The 15,860-nt window shown below is 78.9% G+C and carries 10 protein-coding genes and 2 riboswitches; of the genes, 1 reads left to right on the plus strand and 9 read right to left on the minus strand.

Translation table 11 applies throughout. The features are described 5' to 3' along the window. Positions 1-75: 75 nt before the first annotated feature. Genes cbiE through cobI form a run of 3 tightly spaced genes read right to left on the minus strand, consistent with a single transcriptional unit; the run spans position 76 to position 3,059 of the window. The gene (cbiE, locus tag ACFY07_RS08840) at positions 76-1,404 is read right to left on the minus strand and encodes a precorrin-6y C5,15-methyltransferase (decarboxylating) subunit CbiE (protein WP_390868020.1); all 1,329 of its coding nucleotides are present in this window, start codon (positions 1,402-1,404) and stop codon (positions 76-78) included. A 54-nt stretch (positions 1,405-1,458) separates the two neighbouring features. Continuing rightward, positions 1,459-2,325, minus strand: coding sequence for a precorrin-4 C(11)-methyltransferase (gene cobM, locus ACFY07_RS08845; RefSeq protein WP_390868021.1), 867 nt, complete (start codon positions 2,323-2,325; stop codon positions 1,459-1,461). Then, positions 2,322-3,059: a precorrin-2 C(20)-methyltransferase gene (cobI, locus tag ACFY07_RS08850; RefSeq protein ID WP_390868022.1), complete on the minus strand. Its 738-nt coding sequence runs from the start codon at positions 3,057-3,059 to the stop codon at positions 2,322-2,324. Before cobI ends, cobM begins: the two co-directional genes overlap by 4 nt. A 178-nt stretch (positions 3,060-3,237) precedes the next feature. Beyond that, positions 3,238-3,387: riboswitch (cobalamin riboswitch) on the minus strand. A gap of 379 nt (positions 3,388-3,766) precedes the next feature. On the opposite strand from cobI, the gene ACFY07_RS08855 reads away from it, so the two are divergent. Next, positions 3,767-5,002, plus strand: coding sequence for an alpha/beta hydrolase (locus ACFY07_RS08855; protein ID WP_390868023.1), 1,236 nt, complete (start codon positions 3,767-3,769; stop codon positions 5,000-5,002). An 80-nt stretch (positions 5,003-5,082) separates the two neighbouring features. Here ACFY07_RS08855 and ACFY07_RS08860 read toward each other — a convergent pair whose 3' ends face one another. From ACFY07_RS08860 to ACFY07_RS08885, 6 genes are all read right to left on the minus strand, one after another. Further along, a complete protein-coding gene (locus ACFY07_RS08860) occupies positions 5,083-6,468 on the minus strand; it encodes a cobyrinate a,c-diamide synthase (protein WP_390868024.1) in 1,386 nt (461 codons plus the stop codon). A 10-nt stretch (positions 6,469-6,478) separates the two neighbouring features. Continuing rightward, positions 6,479-7,075, minus strand: a complete 597-nt coding sequence (cobO, locus tag ACFY07_RS08865) for a cob(I)yrinic acid a,c-diamide adenosyltransferase (RefSeq protein WP_230651324.1) — start codon at positions 7,073-7,075, stop codon at positions 6,479-6,481. A gap of 4 nt (positions 7,076-7,079) precedes the next feature. Beyond that, positions 7,080-9,251, minus strand: coding sequence for a putative cobaltochelatase (locus tag ACFY07_RS08870; protein ID WP_390868025.1), 2,172 nt, complete (start codon positions 9,249-9,251; stop codon positions 7,080-7,082). Next, positions 9,248-12,976: a cobaltochelatase subunit CobN gene (gene cobN, locus ACFY07_RS08875; RefSeq protein ID WP_390868026.1), complete on the minus strand. Its 3,729-nt coding sequence runs from the start codon at positions 12,974-12,976 to the stop codon at positions 9,248-9,250. Before cobN ends, ACFY07_RS08870 begins: the two co-directional genes overlap by 4 nt. A 158-nt stretch (positions 12,977-13,134) precedes the next feature. Then, positions 13,135-14,640 carry a cobyric acid synthase gene (locus tag ACFY07_RS08880; RefSeq protein WP_390868027.1) on the minus strand — a complete coding sequence of 502 codons (1,506 nt, stop codon included), beginning with the start codon at positions 14,638-14,640 and terminating at the stop codon, positions 13,135-13,137. Beyond that, positions 14,637-15,587: a cobalamin biosynthesis protein gene (locus ACFY07_RS08885; RefSeq protein ID WP_390868028.1), complete on the minus strand. Its 951-nt coding sequence runs from the start codon at positions 15,585-15,587 to the stop codon at positions 14,637-14,639. Before ACFY07_RS08885 ends, ACFY07_RS08880 begins: the two co-directional genes overlap by 4 nt. A 116-nt stretch (positions 15,588-15,703) precedes the next feature. Continuing rightward, a riboswitch (cobalamin riboswitch) is annotated at positions 15,704-15,834 on the minus strand. Positions 15,835-15,860 lie beyond the last annotated feature (26 nt).

A 15,860-nucleotide genomic window follows, 5' to 3' on the forward strand; every position in this document is an offset into this window, starting at 1 on the left:
TCGCGCCGGGCCCGGGTGGCACGGGCCGGGGTGCGGGCCGGGCGGGCGGGGGCGGCGCCCCCGGTGCGGCACGGGTCACGGCAGGACCCCGCCCTGCCGCCGCGGGGCGCCCGGCCGGTGCCCCCACAGGACGAAGACGGGGTTGGCCGCGGCGAGCCGCACCACGTCGCCGGGCAGCGGCGCGAGCCGGGAGGACTGCAGCAGGACGCCGCCGTCCTCCAGCCCGGCGGCGCGCAGCGCGGCCCGCACGGCGGGGACCCGGTCGACCGCGGCGAGGGTGACGACCACGGTGCGGCGGGCGCGGGCGGCGCAGGCGGCGACGACGGCGGGCAGGCCGGCGCCGCCCCCGCCCACGAAGACCGCGTCGGGGTCGGGGAGCGCGGCCAGCGCCCGCGGCGCCTCGCCGTGCACCACGGAGACGTCCACGCCGTGGGCGCGGGCGTTCGCGGCGATCCGGGCGGCGCCGTCCGCGGTCCGCTCCACCGCGACCGCCGCCGCGCCGAGGCGGGCGCACTCCACGGCCACCGAGCCGCTGCCCGCGCCGACGTCCCACACCAGCGCGCCCGGGTGCGGCCCCAGCCGGGCCAGGGCCAGGGCGCGGACCTCGGCCTTGGTGACCATCGAGTCGCGGTGCTCGAACGCGTCCTCCGGCAGCGCCCACCCGGCCGGCGCGGGCGGCGCCCCCGCGAGGGTCCGCATCCCGCCCGGACCGCCCTCCGGGCCGCTCCCCGGGCCCAGGCAGAGCACCAGGTTGACGCCGGGCCAGGTGCGGGCCGCCGCCTCGGCGGGCGGGACCTCCTCGACCCGCTCGTCCGGGCCGCCGAGGTCGGAGGCGACGACCAGCCGCCGCTCGACGCCCGGGGTGCGCAGCAGCGCCGCGCCGATCTCGGCGGGCCCGGCGCCGGGCGCGGTGAGCACGGCGGCCTTCCGGTGGGCGCGGCAGACGTTGTACGCGGTGTGCGGGGCCCGGCCGTGCGCGCTCACCACCACGGCGTCGTCCCAGGGCAGGCCGAGCCGGGCGAAGGCCGCGGCGACCGAGGGGACGTCGGGCCGCACCTCCAGCCGGCGCGGGCCGAACCGCTCCCCGAGGGCCCGGACGACGCCGAAGAACCCGGGGTCGCCGGAGGCCAGCACCACGACCCGGCCGCCGTCGCGGGCGGCCTCCGCGGCGACGGCGTCCAGGGCGGGGGCCAGCGGGCCGAGGACGACGCGGCGGGCCCCGGCCGGGACCGGCGCGGCCTCCAGGTGGCGGCGGGCGCCGGCCACCAGGGTGGCGGCGGCCAGCAGGGCGGCGTCGCCGGGCGGCAGCGGGTGCGGGCCCCGACCGAGCACCGTGATCGGCGCGGGCCCGTGCGGGGGGACCGGTGGACCCTCCGGGGGGGCCGGCGGGGTGTGCGGGGTCATGCGGGGGCGTCCCTCCTCTCCGAGGGTGCGGCGGGCGTCAGGGGGGAGGGGCGGTCAGCCGTCGGACGGCGGCGGGGCGCCCGTGCCCCCGGCGCGCAGCGCGCGCCGCGCCCGCCGGTCGGCCCGGCGGAAGGTGTGGAAGTGCCCGGGGTGGTAGAGGTGCGAGCGGGTGCCCTCGGCGGCGAGGGCCGGACCCACCAGGAACAGGGTGTGCTTCCACAGCCGGTGCGCCTTGACGGTGGCCTCCAGGGTGCCGACCGTGCAGTGCGCCACCAGCTCCTCGGGCCAGGTCACCTGGTGGGCGACCACCACGGGGGTGTCCTCGGCGTACCCGCCCTCCCGCAGCTCGGCCGCCAGCTGCCCGCTGCGGGCCGCCGACAGGAAGACGGCCATGGTGGTGCCGTGCCGGGCGAACTCCCGCACCTCCTCGCCGGGCGGCATCGGGGTCCTCCCGCCGCCGAGCCGGGTGAGGACGACCGACTGGGCGACCTCCGGGACCGTCAGCTCCCGCTGCACGGCCGCCGCCGCCGCCGAGAAGGACGACACGCCGGGCACGACCTCCGTCTCCAGGCCCAGCGCCCGGCACCGCTCCAGCTGCTCCTGGACGGCGCCCCACAGCGACGGGTCGCCGGAGTGGATCCGGGCCACCCGCAGGCCGTCGCGGGCGGCCTCCCCGTACACGGCGAGGACGTCCTCCATGGGCACCAGCGAGGAGTCCACGATCCGGGCGTCCCCGCGGGCGTGCTCCAGCACCTCCTCCTGCACCAGGCTCGCCGCCCACACCACCACGTCGGCCGCGGCGATCGCCCGGGCGGCCCGGAAGGTCAGCAGGTCCGCGGCGCCCGGCCCGGCGCCCACGAAGACCACCTTCCCGCCGGTCCGTCCGGCCGCCGCCCCCGCCGTCCCGTCCTGCGCGCTCACAGCTTCCCTCCCCGGGTGCCGCGGCGGGCGGGGCAGATCAGGGTGGAGAGGTACGGCTGCGGGCCGGAGCCGAGCTCGGCGGCCGGGCGGATCGACTCGCCCGGCAGTCCGAGCGAGGACCCCCACACGGCGCCGTCCGTGCGCCCGGTCTCCCGCAGCACCGCCGCCACCTCGTCCGCGACCCGGCCGAACTTGTAGGCCACCACCGTGCCGGTCCCCGCCAGGGCCTGCCGCAGCACGGCGGCGCCCGCGGTGACCGGCACCAGCGTCAGCGGCTCGGCGCCCTCGGCCAGGACGGTGCCGCTGCGCGCGGCGAGGTCCTGCATGGCGGTGATCCCGGGGACGGTCTCCACGACCGTGCCGGGCACGGCCTGCCGCACCGTCAGGGCCAGGTAGGTGAAGGTGGAGTAGACGCCGGGGTCGCCGAGGGTGGCGAAGGCGACGGTGCCGCCGTCCCCGGCGGCGCGCAGCAGGGCGGCGACGCGCTCCCCGGCGGCGTCCCAGGCCGCCTTGCGGCGGGCGCGGTCCTCGCGCTCGTTCAGGGCGAAGACCACCCGGACGACCTTCTCCGGGCCGGTGTGGTGGAGCACGGTGGCCTCGGCGCGGCCCGCGCCGCCGCCGTCCATGACCGGCACCACCACGTACCGGGCCTCGCGCAGCACGCGCACGCCCTTGACGGTGACCAGCTCCGGGTCGCCCGGCCCCATGCCCACCCCGACCAGGCGGGGGCTCACCGGCGCGGGCCGGCGGGGGAGGGGGCGGCGGGCCGCCGTGCCGCGGGGAGGGGCCCCGCGGGGAGGGGGGAGCCCGGGGTGCGTCCGGGCGCGGGGGGCCGCTGCGCGGCGGCATGCGGAACACGCATGGCGGAGTCCTCACTCGGGGTCCTCGCCCCGGTCGACGTGACGGCGGCCGGAGTCTCCTGGCTACCGGATCGACGCACCCCCGGGCCTTCCAGCCGCGCGTTCGCGGCCGTGGCCGGCTCCCGCGGACGGGCTGCGGGGTCGGGGGCACTCCCCGGTGACAGTGGCGGGACCGCGCCGGATTCGCACCGGACTTCCTCGTCATTGCCGCCGTGTGTGGCCCGGGAATCCCATCACGCCCCGCCCGCCCGGTCAACAGCGCCCCCGCCGCCCGCACCGCGGCCCGCCGCGCCGCCCGGCCGGGCGCGTGACGTGCGGCACACCGGGGTCCGCCGGGCGGGGGCGCCCGCGATCCGCACCGGGGCCGCCGGGCGGCGCGGAAGCCCAGCGTGCGCGGGGTCCCGGGGGTACGGGGGGTTGACGGGCGGCCGGGCCGCACGGGTGAATCCGGTGACCCGTCCGGGTGTCCCGTTCCTCCCGGTCGGAACCCGGATGCCCCCGCGGGCGTCCTCCCCTCAGGCGCGGCCCCGAACCGGTACGTCGAAGGACGGCGGGGGCCTCCGCCGGAAGGGCCTGTGGGGATGGAGCTGACGAGCGGGGCGTTCCTCGCGCTCATCACGGCGGTGCTGGTGCTGCTCACCGCGCTGGTCCTGGCCACGTGGAACCGGATGCCGGGACCGCGGGCCGTCCGCCACGGCGGCAGACTCGGCCTGCTCCTGCTCAACCAGGCCGCGGCCGTCCTCGTCGCCCTGGTGTGGCTGAACAACACCTACGCCTTCTACGAGAACTGGGACGACCTCCTCGGCAACAACGGCAACCAGGTCGCCCTCGGCCCGGACGGCGGCGGCCGGCCCCTGCCCGCCTCCCTCGCCGGACGGCCGGGCGGGCCGCGCCCGGTCCTGACCTTCGGCCCGTTCACCCGCGACGTGATGGCGGCGACGGCGGTCGGGCCGCGCTCCCGCCTGCGCGGCGAGCTGTACGTGTGGCTGCCGCCGCAGTACCGCGAGCCCGCCTACCGGAACACGGCCTTCCCGGTCGTCGAGCTGCTGCCCGGCCAGCCCGGATCGCCGCGCACCTGGTTCGGGGCCATGGCCGCCGACCGCACGCTCGCCGGCCTGATCGCCGCCCAGCGGGCCCACCCGTTCATCCTCGTCTCGGCCACCATGAACTACACCGGCACCAAGGACACCGGGTGCGTGGACGTCCCGCACGGGCCCAGGGTCGACACCTGGCTGTCGAAGGACGTCCCCTGGCTGGTCGAGCACAGCCTGCGCGCCGCCCACGGCCCCCGGCACTGGGCCGTGATGGGGTACTCCGCGGGCGCCTACTGCGCGGTCGACCTCACCGTCAAGCACCCCGGCGTCTTCCACGCCGCGGTCAGCCTCTCCGGCTACAACGCCCCCGAGTCGCCCTTCGTCGTCCGCGACCCGGCGCTGCGCGCCGCCAACAGCCCGCTGCTGCGCCTGCGGCGCATGGCCGTGCAGCCCGACATCGCCCTGCTGATGGCGGGCAGCCTCCAGGACGGCCGGACGGTCGCCGACGCCCGCGCGCTGCTGGCGCAGCTGTCCCTCCCCGCCCACGGGACCACGCTCACCGTCGCCCGCGGCGGCCACAACACCTCGGTGTGGCAGGCGATGCTGCCCACCGCCCTGGAGTGGCTGACCCGCAACACGGCCGGTCCCGTGCCCGTCACGGGCGGCCCCGCCGCGCCGCCGCCGCTGCACGCCCGGCCGCTGCGCAAGGAGGTCCACGCGGCCCCCGCCCCCGGCCAGGTCACCACGGCGCCGCCCCCCGCCGCCGCCCCCCGCCGCCACTGAGGCGGGCGCGGCGGCCCGCCCGGCGGCGCGGGCCGGCCCCTCGGCGGGGACGGACCGGTCCGCCGCCCTGCCGCGGGCCCTCAGCCGGGCCCGTGCGCCGGGCGGGCCGCCGCGTGCCGGGCCAGCCGCAGCGCCGCGCCGGGCACCCCCGCCCAGTGCAGGTGGAGGTAGGAGGCGTGCACCGAGGGCCCGGCGAACCCCTCGGTGGACGGCCCGGACCGGGTCCGCCACCCCCAGGCGGGGGAGGGCCCGGCCGCCGGCGTGCAGACCGTGCGGTGGAACTCGTGCCCCCGCACCCGCGCCCCCGCCTCCGCCAGCGGCCCGTCGCCCAGCGCCACCGCCTCCCGGTAGCCCAGCACCAGCCTCCCGCCCATCCGCGCCTCGGCGTCCAGCACGCCGCACATCGGCATCCCGTCCAGCGACCGGGCGAGGTACAGCAGCCCCGCGCACTCCGCCGCCACCGGCGCCCCCGACGCGGCCAGCGCCGCCACGGCCCGTCGCAGCGGCGCGTTGGCCGACAGCTCCGCCGCGTACACCTCGGGGAAGCCCCCGCCGACCACCAGGCCCGCGGTGCCCTCCGGCAGCGCCTCGTCGCGCAGCGGGTCCACGGGCACCACCTCCGCCCCGGCGGCGGCCAGCAGCTCCGCGTTCTCCGCGTACGAGAACGAGAACGCCGCGCCCCCGGCCAGCGCGATCCGGGGCCGCCCGGCGACCGGGCCGCCCGCCGCCGCGGTCTCCGCCGCCGGGTCCCAGGGCGCGTCGGGCAGCGGCGGGGCGGACCGGGCCAGCGCCAGCACCGCGTCCAGGTCCACCCCGGCGGCGACCAGGGCGCCCATGTCCCGCACCGCGCGCACCGCCTCCGCGTCCCGCTCGGCGGCCGGGACCAGCCCGAGGTGCCGCGAGGGCGTCGCCACCGCGCCGCTGCGCCGCACCGCGCCCAGCACCGGCACCCCCGAGCCCTCCTCCAGGGCCTCCCGCAGCAGCTCCTCGTGCCGGTCGGAGGCCACCCGGTTGAGGACCACGCCGCCGAGGCGCACCTCCGGGTCCCAGGAGGCGAAGCCGTGCACCAGCGCCGCCACCGACCGGCTCTGCGCGGAGGCGTCCACCACCAGCACCACCGGGGCCCGCAGCAGCTTGGCGACGTGCGCGGTGGAGGCCAGCTCGCCGTGGCCCGCCGCGCCGTCGAAGAGCCCCATCACCCCTTCGACCACGGCGATGTCGGCCCCGGCGGCGCCGTGCAGGAGCAGCGGGGCGATCCGCTCCGGCCCGCACAGGAAGGCGTCCAGGTTGCGGCCGGGCCGCCCGGTGGCCAGGGCGTGGTAGCCGGGGTCGATGTAGTCCGGGCCGGCCTTGTGCGGGGAGACGGCCAGGCCGCGCGCGGCGAGCGCGGCCATCAGGCCGGTGGCGACGGTGGTCTTGCCCGCCCCGGAGGACGGGGCGGCGACGACGATGCGGGGGACGTCCACGGCTCCGCGGTCACCACTCGATGCCGGGCTGGCCCTTGCGGCCCGCGTCCATGGGGTGCCTGACCTTCGCCATCTCGGTGACCAGGTCGGCGGCGTCCAGCAGCGCCTGCGGGGCGTGCCGGCCGGTGACGACGACGTGCTGTGAGCCCGGACGGCCGTGCAGCACGCGGACCACCTCCTCGGTGTCGATCCACCCCCAGTGCAGGGGGTAGGTGAACTCGTCCAGCACGTACAGCCGGTAGGTCTGCGCGGCCAGGTCCCGCCGGACCTGCGCCCAGCCCTCCCGGGCGGCCTCCTCGCTCGACCCCGGGTCGCGCTGCACCCAGGACCAGCCCTCGCCCATCTTGTGCCACGCGACCGGGCCGCCCTCGCCGGAGGCGCCGAGGACACGCAGGGCGCGCTCCTCGCCCACCCGCCACTTGGCGGACTTGACGAACTGGAACACCCCGATGGGCCATCCCTGGTTCCAGGCGCGCAGCGCCAGGCCGAACGCGGCGGTGGACTTGCCCTTGCCGGGTCCGGTGTGGACGGCGAGGACGGGGAGGGTGCGGCGCTGACGGGTCGTCATCCCGTCGTCGGGCACGGCGGACGGCTGTCCCTGCGGCATCGTCTCAGGCCGCCTTCCTGCTCGGAGGGGTGGGGAGCCCGGGCAGCCCGGGCCGGCCGGGGGCGGCGGGCCGGCCGGGGGCGGCGGGCAGTCCGGCGGAGGCGGCGCGGGCCGAGCGGACCAGGGCGGCCACGCCCTCGGCCCGCAGCTCCTCCAGGGCCACGACGGGCGCACCCAGGGCTGCGGCGACCACCGGTGCCAGCCCGAGCCGCACCGGCCCGGACTCGCAGTCCAGCACCACGGCCGCGGTGCCCTGCGCCGCCAGCAGCCCGGCGGCCCGGAGGGCGTCGCCCAGCGGGTCGGCGCCGCCGGTGGCACGGCCGTCGGTGACCACGACCAGCAGCGGGCGCCGCCGCGGGTCGCGCAGCCGCTCCAGCCGCAGCACCTCGCGGGCGCGCAGCAGCCCGGCCGCCAGCGGGGTGCGGCCGCCGGTCGGCAGCGACTCCAGCCGCGCCGCACCCGCCTCCACCGACGAGGTCGGCGGCAGCGCCAGCTCGGCCCCGGAGCCCCGGAAGACCACCAGGCCGACCTTGTCGCGGCGCTGGTAGGCGTCGGTCAGGAGGGAGAGCACGGCGCCCCTGACGGCGGCCGTCCGCTGCCGGGCCGCCATGGAGCCGGAGGCGTCCAGGACGAAGAGGACGAGGTTGGACTCCCGGCTTTCGCGCACCGGCTCCCGCAGGTCGCCGCGGCGCAGCACCAGGGCCGTGCCGGTGCGGCCCCGGGCGCGCTGGTGCGGGGCGGCGGCCCGCAGCGTCGCGTCCAGGTGCAGGCCGGCGAGCGGCCCGGCGGGCCGCCGGGCCCGCACCGTGCGGCCGCCGCCGGTCTCGGCGCGGGAGCGGCGGCCCTGCGCGCCCCGGCCCAGGCCGGGCACGCGCAGCACCCGGGTGCGGTAGGGCTCCCCGGCGGGGGCGGGGGACGCCTCCCGCGGGGCGGGGCCCGGGCTCCGCCCGCCCTCGGCGGGGGTGCCGGCCCCGGCGGAGGCGCCGCCGTCGGCGGAGGCCCCGGCCGGGGGCTCCGCGGGCGCGCCGTCCTGCGGGCCGCCGTCCCGCTCCCCGCCGTCAGGCCCGCCGTCCGACCCGCCTCCCGGCCCGTCCGGTCCGCCTCCCGGCCCGTCCGGTCCGCCGGGCCCGTCGGGGTCCGGGTCCGGCTCGTCGTCCCCGTCGGCGTGCTGCCGCAGGGTCTCGTCGAGCCTCTCCTCGTCCAGCCCCGGCGCGTCGAAGGGGTTGCGGCGGCGCCGGTGCGGGAGCGCCAGCCGGGCGGCGGTGCGGACGTCCTCGGCGGCCACCCGCGCGCGGCCCGCCCAGGCGGCCAGCGCGACCGCGGTGCGGGCCGTCACGATGTCGGCCCGCAGCCCGTCGACCTCGAAGGCCGCGCACACGGCCGTGACCTGGCGCAGCGCCGCGTCGGTCAGCACCACCCGCGGCAGCAGCTCCCGGGCGGCGGTGATCCGCCCGGCCAGGGCCCGCTCCTCCTGCTCCCAGCGGGCGGCGAACCCCTCCGGGTCGGCGTCGTACGCCAGCCGCCGCCGCACCACCTCGGCCCGCTCGGCCGGGTCGCGGGTGGCGGCCACCTCCACGGTGAGGCCGAAGCGGTCCAGCAGCTGCGGCCGCAGCTCGCCCTCCTCCGGGTTCATCGTGCCGACCGGCAGGAAGCGCGCCGCGTGCTGGACGGAGACGCCCTCCCGCTCCACGTGGGAGCGGCCCATGGCGGCCGCGTCCAGCAGCAGGTCCACGACGTGGTCCTGGAGCAGGTTGACCTCGTCGACGTAGAGGACGCCGCGGTGGGCCGCGGCCAGCAGGCCCGGCTCGTACGCCTTCACGCCGTCGGCCAGCGCCCGCTCCAGGTCGAGCGAGCCGACGATGCGGTCCTCGGAGACGCCGACCGGCAGCTCCACCAGGGGCGTCGGGCGCACCTCGGCGGCCGCCCCCGGGCCGTGCGGCCCGTCCGGGCACCGCGGGTCCGGCGCCGCCGGGTCGCAGGCGAACCGGCAGCCCGCCACGACGGCGACCGGCGGCAGCAGCGCGGCCAGCGCCCGCACCGCCGTCGACTTGGCCGTGCCCTTCTCGCCGCGCACCAGTACGCCGCCGACGGCCGGGGACACCGCGTTGAGCAGCAGCGCCAGCCGCAGGTCGTCCAGGCCGGCGATCGCGGTGAACGGGTACCTCGCGTGGCTCATCGGTCGTCCCCCTCCAGGTCGCCCTCGAGTTCGAGGTAGGTCGCGCGGAGCCGGTCCAGGGTCCCCGGGTCGGGCTCGGCCCACAGCCGCCGCTCGGCGGCCTCCAGCAGGCGCTCGGCGATGCCGCGCAGCGCCCACGGGTTGGACCGCTCCATGAAGTCCCGGTTGGCCGGGTCGAAGACGTATGCGGCGGCGAGCCGCTCGTACATCCAGTCGTCGACCACGCCCGCCGTGGCGTCGTAGCCGAAGAGGTAGTCGACGGTGGCGGCCATCTCGAAGGCGCCCTTGTAGCCGTGGCGGCGCATGGCGCCCATCCACCGCGGGTTGACCACCCGGGCGCGGAAGACCCGGCGGGTCTCCTCGCCCAGGGTGCGGGTGCGCACCTGGTCGGGCAGGGCGCTGTCGCCGACGTACGCCTCCGGGGAGGAGCCGGTCAGGTGGCGGACCACGGCCACCATGCCGCCGTGGTACTGGAAGTAGTCGTCGGCGTCCACGAGGTCGTGCTCGCGCGTGTCCACGTTCTTCGCCGCCACCGCGATCCGGCGGAACGCCCGCTCCATGTCGCCGCGCGCCGCCCGTCCGTCCAGGCCGCGCCCGTAGGCGTAGCCGCCCCACACCGCGTACACCTCCGCCAGATCGGCGTCGGACCGCCAGTTGCGGGCGTCGACGAGCGGCAGCAGGCCCGCGCCGTACGCGCCCGGCTTGGAGCCGAAGATGCGGGCGGTGGCGCGGCGCCGGTCGCCGTGGGCGGCGGTGTCCTCGTCGGCGTGGGCCCGGACGAAGTTGCGGTCGGCGGGCTCGTCCAGCTCGGCCACGGCCCGCACCGCGTCGTCGACCAGCGCCACCACGTGCGGGAAGGCGTCCCGGAAGAACCCGGAGATGCGGACGGTGACGTCGATGCGGGGCCGCCCCAGCTCCTCCGCGGGGACGACCTCGAAGCCGGTGACCCGCCGCGAGGCGTCGTCCCAGACCGGCCGGCAGCCCAGCAGGGCCAGGATCTCGGCGATGTCGTCGCCCTGGGTGCGCATGCAGGAGGTGCCCCACACGGTCAGGCCCACCGACCGCGGGACGTGGCCGGTGTCGCGGACGTGCCGCTCCACCAGCGAGTCCGCGAGCGCCTGCCCGACCTCCCAGGCCAGCCGGGAGGGGATGGCCTTCGGGTCCACGGAGTAGAAGTTGCGGCCGGTCGGCAGCACGTTGACCAGGCCGCGGGTCGGCGAGCCGGACGGCCCGGCGGGGACGTACCCGCCGCGCAGCGCCCGCAGCACGTGGGCGATCTCGTCGGTGGTGCGCTCCAGCCGGGGCACCACCTCGGCGGCGGCGAACTCCAGCACCCGCACCGCGTCCGGCACCGTGCGCCCCAGGACCTCCCCGACCAGTCCGGCGGCGGCCTCCGGCGCCCACCCGCGCTCCTCCATGCCCTCGGCGAGGCGGCGGCACAGGTGCTCCAGCAGGTCGACCGTGTCGGCGGCGGTCCGGGCCGGGCCGTCGGCCAGCCGGACCAGCCCCGCCGGGACCTCCACCGCCGCGCCCGGCGCGGCCAGCAGCGCCCGCTCGTCCAGGCCGAACTCCGCCGCCAGCGCCGCCCGCAGGCCCGGCAGCGCGTCGGCCCGGCCGCCCCACACCTGGGAGGCGCGCAGCACGGCCAGCACCAGGTTGACCCGGGCCGCGCCCACCGGGCCGCCGCCCAGCACGTGCAGGCCGTCGCGGATCTGCACGTCCTTGACCTCGCACAGGTAGCCGTCGACGTGCATGACGAACGCGTCGAAGGCGTCGTCGTCCGGCTGCTCGTCCACGTGCAGGTCGTGGTGGAGCTCGGCGGCCTTCACCAGGGCCCAGACCTGCGCCCGCACCGCGGGCGCCTTCGCCGGGTCCAGGTCGCTGACCAGCGCGTACTCGTCGAGCAGCTGCTCCAGCTTCGCCAGGTCGCCGTAGGTGTCGGCGCGGGCCATCGGCGGCACCAGGTGGTCGACGACGACGGCGTGGCCGCGCCGCTTGGCCTGGGTGCCCTCGCCGGGGTCGTTGACGATGAACGGGTAGACCAGCGGCAGGTCGCCGAGGGCCGCGTCCGGGGCGCAGCCGGCGGACAGGCCGAGGCCCTTGCCGGGGAGCCACTCCAGGGTGCCGTGCTTCCCCAGGTGGACGACGGCGTCGGCGCCGAAGGAGCGGTCCAGCCAGCGGTAGGCCGCCAGGTAGTGGTGGGAGGGCGGCAGGTCGGGGTCGTGGTAGATCGCGACCGGGTTCTCGCCGAAGCCGCGCGGCGGCTGGATCATGACGACGACGTTGCCGAACCGCAGGGAGGCGAGCACGATCTCGTCGCCGTCCACGTACAGGGAGCCCGGCGGCTCGCCCCAGTGCTCCCGCACGGCCTCCCGCAGCCCCGGCTCCAGCGCCCCGAACCACTCCCGGTAGTCGGCGAGCGGCACCCGGGCGGTCGCGGCCCGCAGCTGCTCCTCCGTCAGCCACTCCACGTCGTGCCCGCCCGCCGCGATCAGACGGTGGATCAGCCCGTCGCCGTCGTCCGGGTACCCGTCGACCGTGTACCCGGCCGCGCGCAGCGCGTCCAGCAGCCGCACCGCCGAGGCGGGGGTGTCCAGGCCGACGGCGTTGCCGACCCGGGAGTGCTTCGTGGGGTAGGCGGTGAACATCAGGCAGATCCGCTTGTCCGCGTTCGCCCGGTGCCGCAGCGCGGCCTGCCGCACGGCGATCCCGGCGAGCCGCGCGGACCGCTCCGGGTCGGCCGCGTACACCGGGACGCCGTCCTCGCCGGCTTCCTTGAAGGAGAACGGCACGCCCACGATCCGGCCGTCGAACTCCGGGATCGCCACCTGCATCGCCGCGTCCATCGGCGACAGCGCCGCGTCGGACGCCTCCCACGCGGCCCGGCTCCCGGTCAGGCACAGGCCCTGCACGACGGGCACGTCCAGCTCCGCGAGCGCCCCCACGTCCCACGCCTCGTCCGCGCCGCCCGCCGACGCGTCCGACGCCACGGTGCCGCCCGCCGCGAGCACGGTCGCCACCAGCGCGTCGCATCGGCCGAGCAGGCCGTACAGGCCGGGGTCGGCGCTCCGCAGCGACCCGCAGAAGACCGGCAGCGCCTCGCCGCCCGCCGCCTCCACCGCGTCGCAGAGCACGTCGACGAAGGCGGTGTTGCCGGACAGCTCGTGCGCCCGGTAGAAGAGCACGCCCACCGTGGGCCGCCCCTCCCGCGGCCGCTCCCCCCGCCCCTCCTGCCCTTCCCGCCCCTCCTGCCCTTCCCGCCCCTTCCGGTCCCCCTCCGCACCGGCGCGGACGTGCACGCCGTACTGCGGCATGGGCTGCGGCGGCGCGAAGCCCTCGCCCGTCAGCAGGACCGTGTCGGAGAGGAACCGGGCCAGCTCGGCGAGGTTGCCCGGCCCGCCCTCCACCAGGTACGCGAGCGCCTCGGCCACCACGCCCGCCGGGAGCGACGACAGGGCCATCAGCTCGGCGTCGGGCACCGACTCGCCGCCCAGCAGCACGGCGGGCACGCCGGAGGCGGCGACGGCGGCCAGCCCCTCCTCCCAGGCGCGGCGGCCGCCGAGCAGCCGGACGACCGCCACGTCGGCGCCGTCGAGCAGCGCCGGCAGGTCGGCCTCCGGGTCCGTCCGGACCGGGTTGCCGAGCCGGTACGGGGCGCCGGAGGCGCGGGCCGCCAGCAGGTCGGTGTCCGCGGTGGACAGCAGCAGCACGGTGGCGCCAGGCACGGCGGCCTCCCCAGGGTCTCGGGTCGCAGCGGGATCAGCGGTGCCGGCCGTGTCGGCGGTGCGGCCGGGCCGGGCGGTGCGGGCGGGTCCGGCGGTGCGGGCGGTGCGGGCGGTGCCGCCGTGGCCGGCGGCGGGGGCGGGGCGGTCGGGCCCGGTGCTCACGGGGCGCCCGGCGGCACGAAGGGCGGCGCCACGGCGGGCAGCCCCTCCTCGACGATCCGCCACAGCGCGTCCGTGTCGGCGTGCTCCTCGACCAGGTCGCCGAGCCGGTCCAGCCGCGCCTCGCGGGCGGCGGCGAAGCAGGTGTCCGGGGCGGGGGTGAAGGCGCGGCCCGCCATGCGCGCCACGTCCCGCAGGAAGGCGCGGCGGAAGCCGTCGTTCTCCAGTGCGCCGTGCCAGGTCGTCCCCCACACCGACCCGGCCCGGCAGCCGTCGAGGAACGGCTCGCCGCCCTCCACCGCGACCACGCCGTGGTGGATCTCGTACGCCTCCACCCGCTCCCCGTACGCCTCGCCGACCGGCCGGCCCAGCGTCTTCTCCCGGGCGAACGCCACCCGCGCCGGCAGCAGCCCCAGCCCCGGCACCTCCCCGGCCCGCGACTCCACCGTGTCCGTGATCAGCCGCCCCAGCATCTGGAAGCCGCCGCAGACGCCCAGCACGGGCAGCCCGGACCGCGCCCGCTCCGCGACGGCGCCGGCCAGGCCCCGCTCGCGCAGCCAGGCCAGGTCGGCCACCGTCGCCCGGGTGCCGGGCAGCACCACCAGGTCCGCGTCGGCCACCTCCTCCGGCCGTGACGCCCAGCGCACCAGCACGCCGGGCTCCTGCGCCAGCGCGTCCAGGTCGGTGAAGTTCGACAGCCGCGGCAGGCGCACCACGGCGACCCGCAGCACCTCCGCCCCGTACGGGCCGGGGGTGCCGACGGCGCCGCGGTCGGCGGCCCGCTCCAGGTCGAGGGAGTCCTCGGCGTCCAGGTGCAGGCCGGACAGCATCGGCAGCACGCCGAGGACCGGACGGGACGTCAGCCCTTCCAGCATCTCCAGCCCCGGCTGCAGCAGGCGGACGTCGCCGCGGAACCGGTTGACGATCCAGCCCGCCACGTGCCGCTGGTCCTCGGCGGAGAGCAGCGCCAGCGTCCCGTACAGGGAGGCGAAGACCCCGCCGCGGTCGATGTCGCCGACGACCACCACCGGCAGCCCGGCGGCGGTGGCCAGGCCCATGTTGGCGATGTCGCGGTCGCGCAGGTTGACCTCGGCAGGGGAGCCGGCCCCCTCGCAGACGACCACGTCGAAGCGGCGCCGCAGGTCGGCCAGGCACGCCAGGGCCTGCTCCAGCAGCAGCGGCTTGCGCTCCCGGTAGTCCAGCGCGCCCACCTCGGCGACCGGGCGGCCCAGCAGCACCACCTGGCTGCGGCCGTCGCCGCCGGGTTTGAGCAGCACCGGGTTCATCGCCGCCTCGGGCTCCACCCGGGCGGCGGCGGCCTGCATCGCCTGGGCGCGGCCGATCTCGGCGCCGTCGGCGGTCACGAAGGAGTTCAGCGACATGTTCTGCGCCTTGAACGGCGCCACCCGCACCCCCTGCCGGACCAGCCAGCGGCAGATCCCGGCCGTCACCACGCTCTTGCCCGCGTCGGAGGCCGTCCCCGCGACCAGCAGCGCCCCGCTCACGCCCGCCTCCCCGCGAGCGCCCCCGCCGTCCACCGGGCGGCGGCGACCGTGCCCAGGGCCAGCAGCCCCACCCGGCGCGACAGGCGGCAGGCCCGTTCGACGTCGGCGGGCGCCGGCGGCCGCAGCTCCGCGCCGAGCACCGGGCGGTGCTCCACCCGGCTCCCGTACGCGAGGGTGCCGCCGAGCCGCACCCCGAGCGCGCCCGCGAACGCGGCCTCGGCCTGGCCCGCGTTGGGGCTCGGGTGCGCCGAGCCGTCGCGCCGCCACACCCGCCACGCCCGGCGCGGCTGCGGCGCCGCGGCGACCGCCAGCAGCGCGGTCAGCCGCGCGCCGGGCCACCCGGCGGCGTCGTCGAGGCGGGCGGAGGCCCAGCCGAAGCGCAGGTGGCGCGGTGAGCGGTGGCCGACCATGGCGTCCAGGGTGTTGACCGCGCGGAAGGCCAGCAGGCCGGGGGTGCCCGCCAGCGCGCCCCAGACGAGCGCGTTGACGACGGCGTCCGCGGTGTTCTCGGCGACCGACTCCACCACGGCGCGGGCCAGCTGGTCGCGGTCCAGGTGCCGCGGGTCGCGACCGCACAGGTGCGGCAGCCGGGCCCGGGCGGCCGCGAGGTCGCCGGCCTCCAGGGCGGCGGCCACCGTGCGGGCCTCGCGGACCAGGGAGGCGCCTCCCAGCACGGTCCAGGTCGCGGCGGCGGCCAGCAGCGCCCGGCCCGCCGGGCGGGGGCCCAGGGCGCGGTCGGCGGCGGCGGCCCCGGCGGCGACCGCCCCGGTGCACAGGGCGGTGAAGACGGTGCCGGCGCCCCGGTGGTCGCGCCACAGGCGGCGCTCCAGGGCTGCGGCGGCCGAGCCGAAGGCGGCGACGGGATGGCCGCGGCGGGGGTCGGCGAGCAGCGCGTCCGCGGCGTACCCGGCGGCCGCGCCCACCGCCCAGGCGGTGTGCGGGCGCACCCCGGTCAGCCGAGGCGCGCGGAGGTCGGCTTCGGGGGGAGGGGCGGGGGAGCTGACTGCATGGCGTGCGTGTCCTCACTCGGGGTCCGCGCCCCGGGTCGACGAGACGGGGGCGAGAGTCTCCTGGCTCCCGGATCGACGCACCCCCGGGCCTTCCAGCGGCCGTTCCCGGCTGCCGTGGCCATCGGTCGAGGGCGCTCCCCGGTGACAGTGGCGGGACCGCGCCGGATTCGCACCGGCTTCCTCTCCATGCCTCCGTTGGTGGCGCAAGGA

Source organism: Streptomyces sp. NPDC001380 (genome assembly GCF_042895785.1).
Taxonomy (GTDB): Bacteria; Actinomycetota; Actinomycetes; order Streptomycetales; family Streptomycetaceae; genus Peterkaempfera.

Coding starts and splice junctions, on each gene's coding strand:
- cbiE (WP_390868020.1), bottom strand. CDS start 1,404: ATGACCCCGCACACCCCGCCGGCCCCCCCGGAGGGTCCACCGGTCCCC.
- ACFY07_RS08855 (WP_390868023.1), top strand. CDS start 3,767: ATGGAGCTGACGAGCGGGGCGTTCCTCGCGCTCATCACGGCGGTGCTG.
- cobO (WP_230651324.1), bottom strand. CDS start 7,075: ATGCCGCAGGGACAGCCGTCCGCCGTGCCCGACGACGGGATGACGACC.
- ACFY07_RS08870 (WP_390868025.1), bottom strand. CDS start 9,251: ATGAGCCACGCGAGGTACCCGTTCACCGCGATCGCCGGCCTGGACGAC.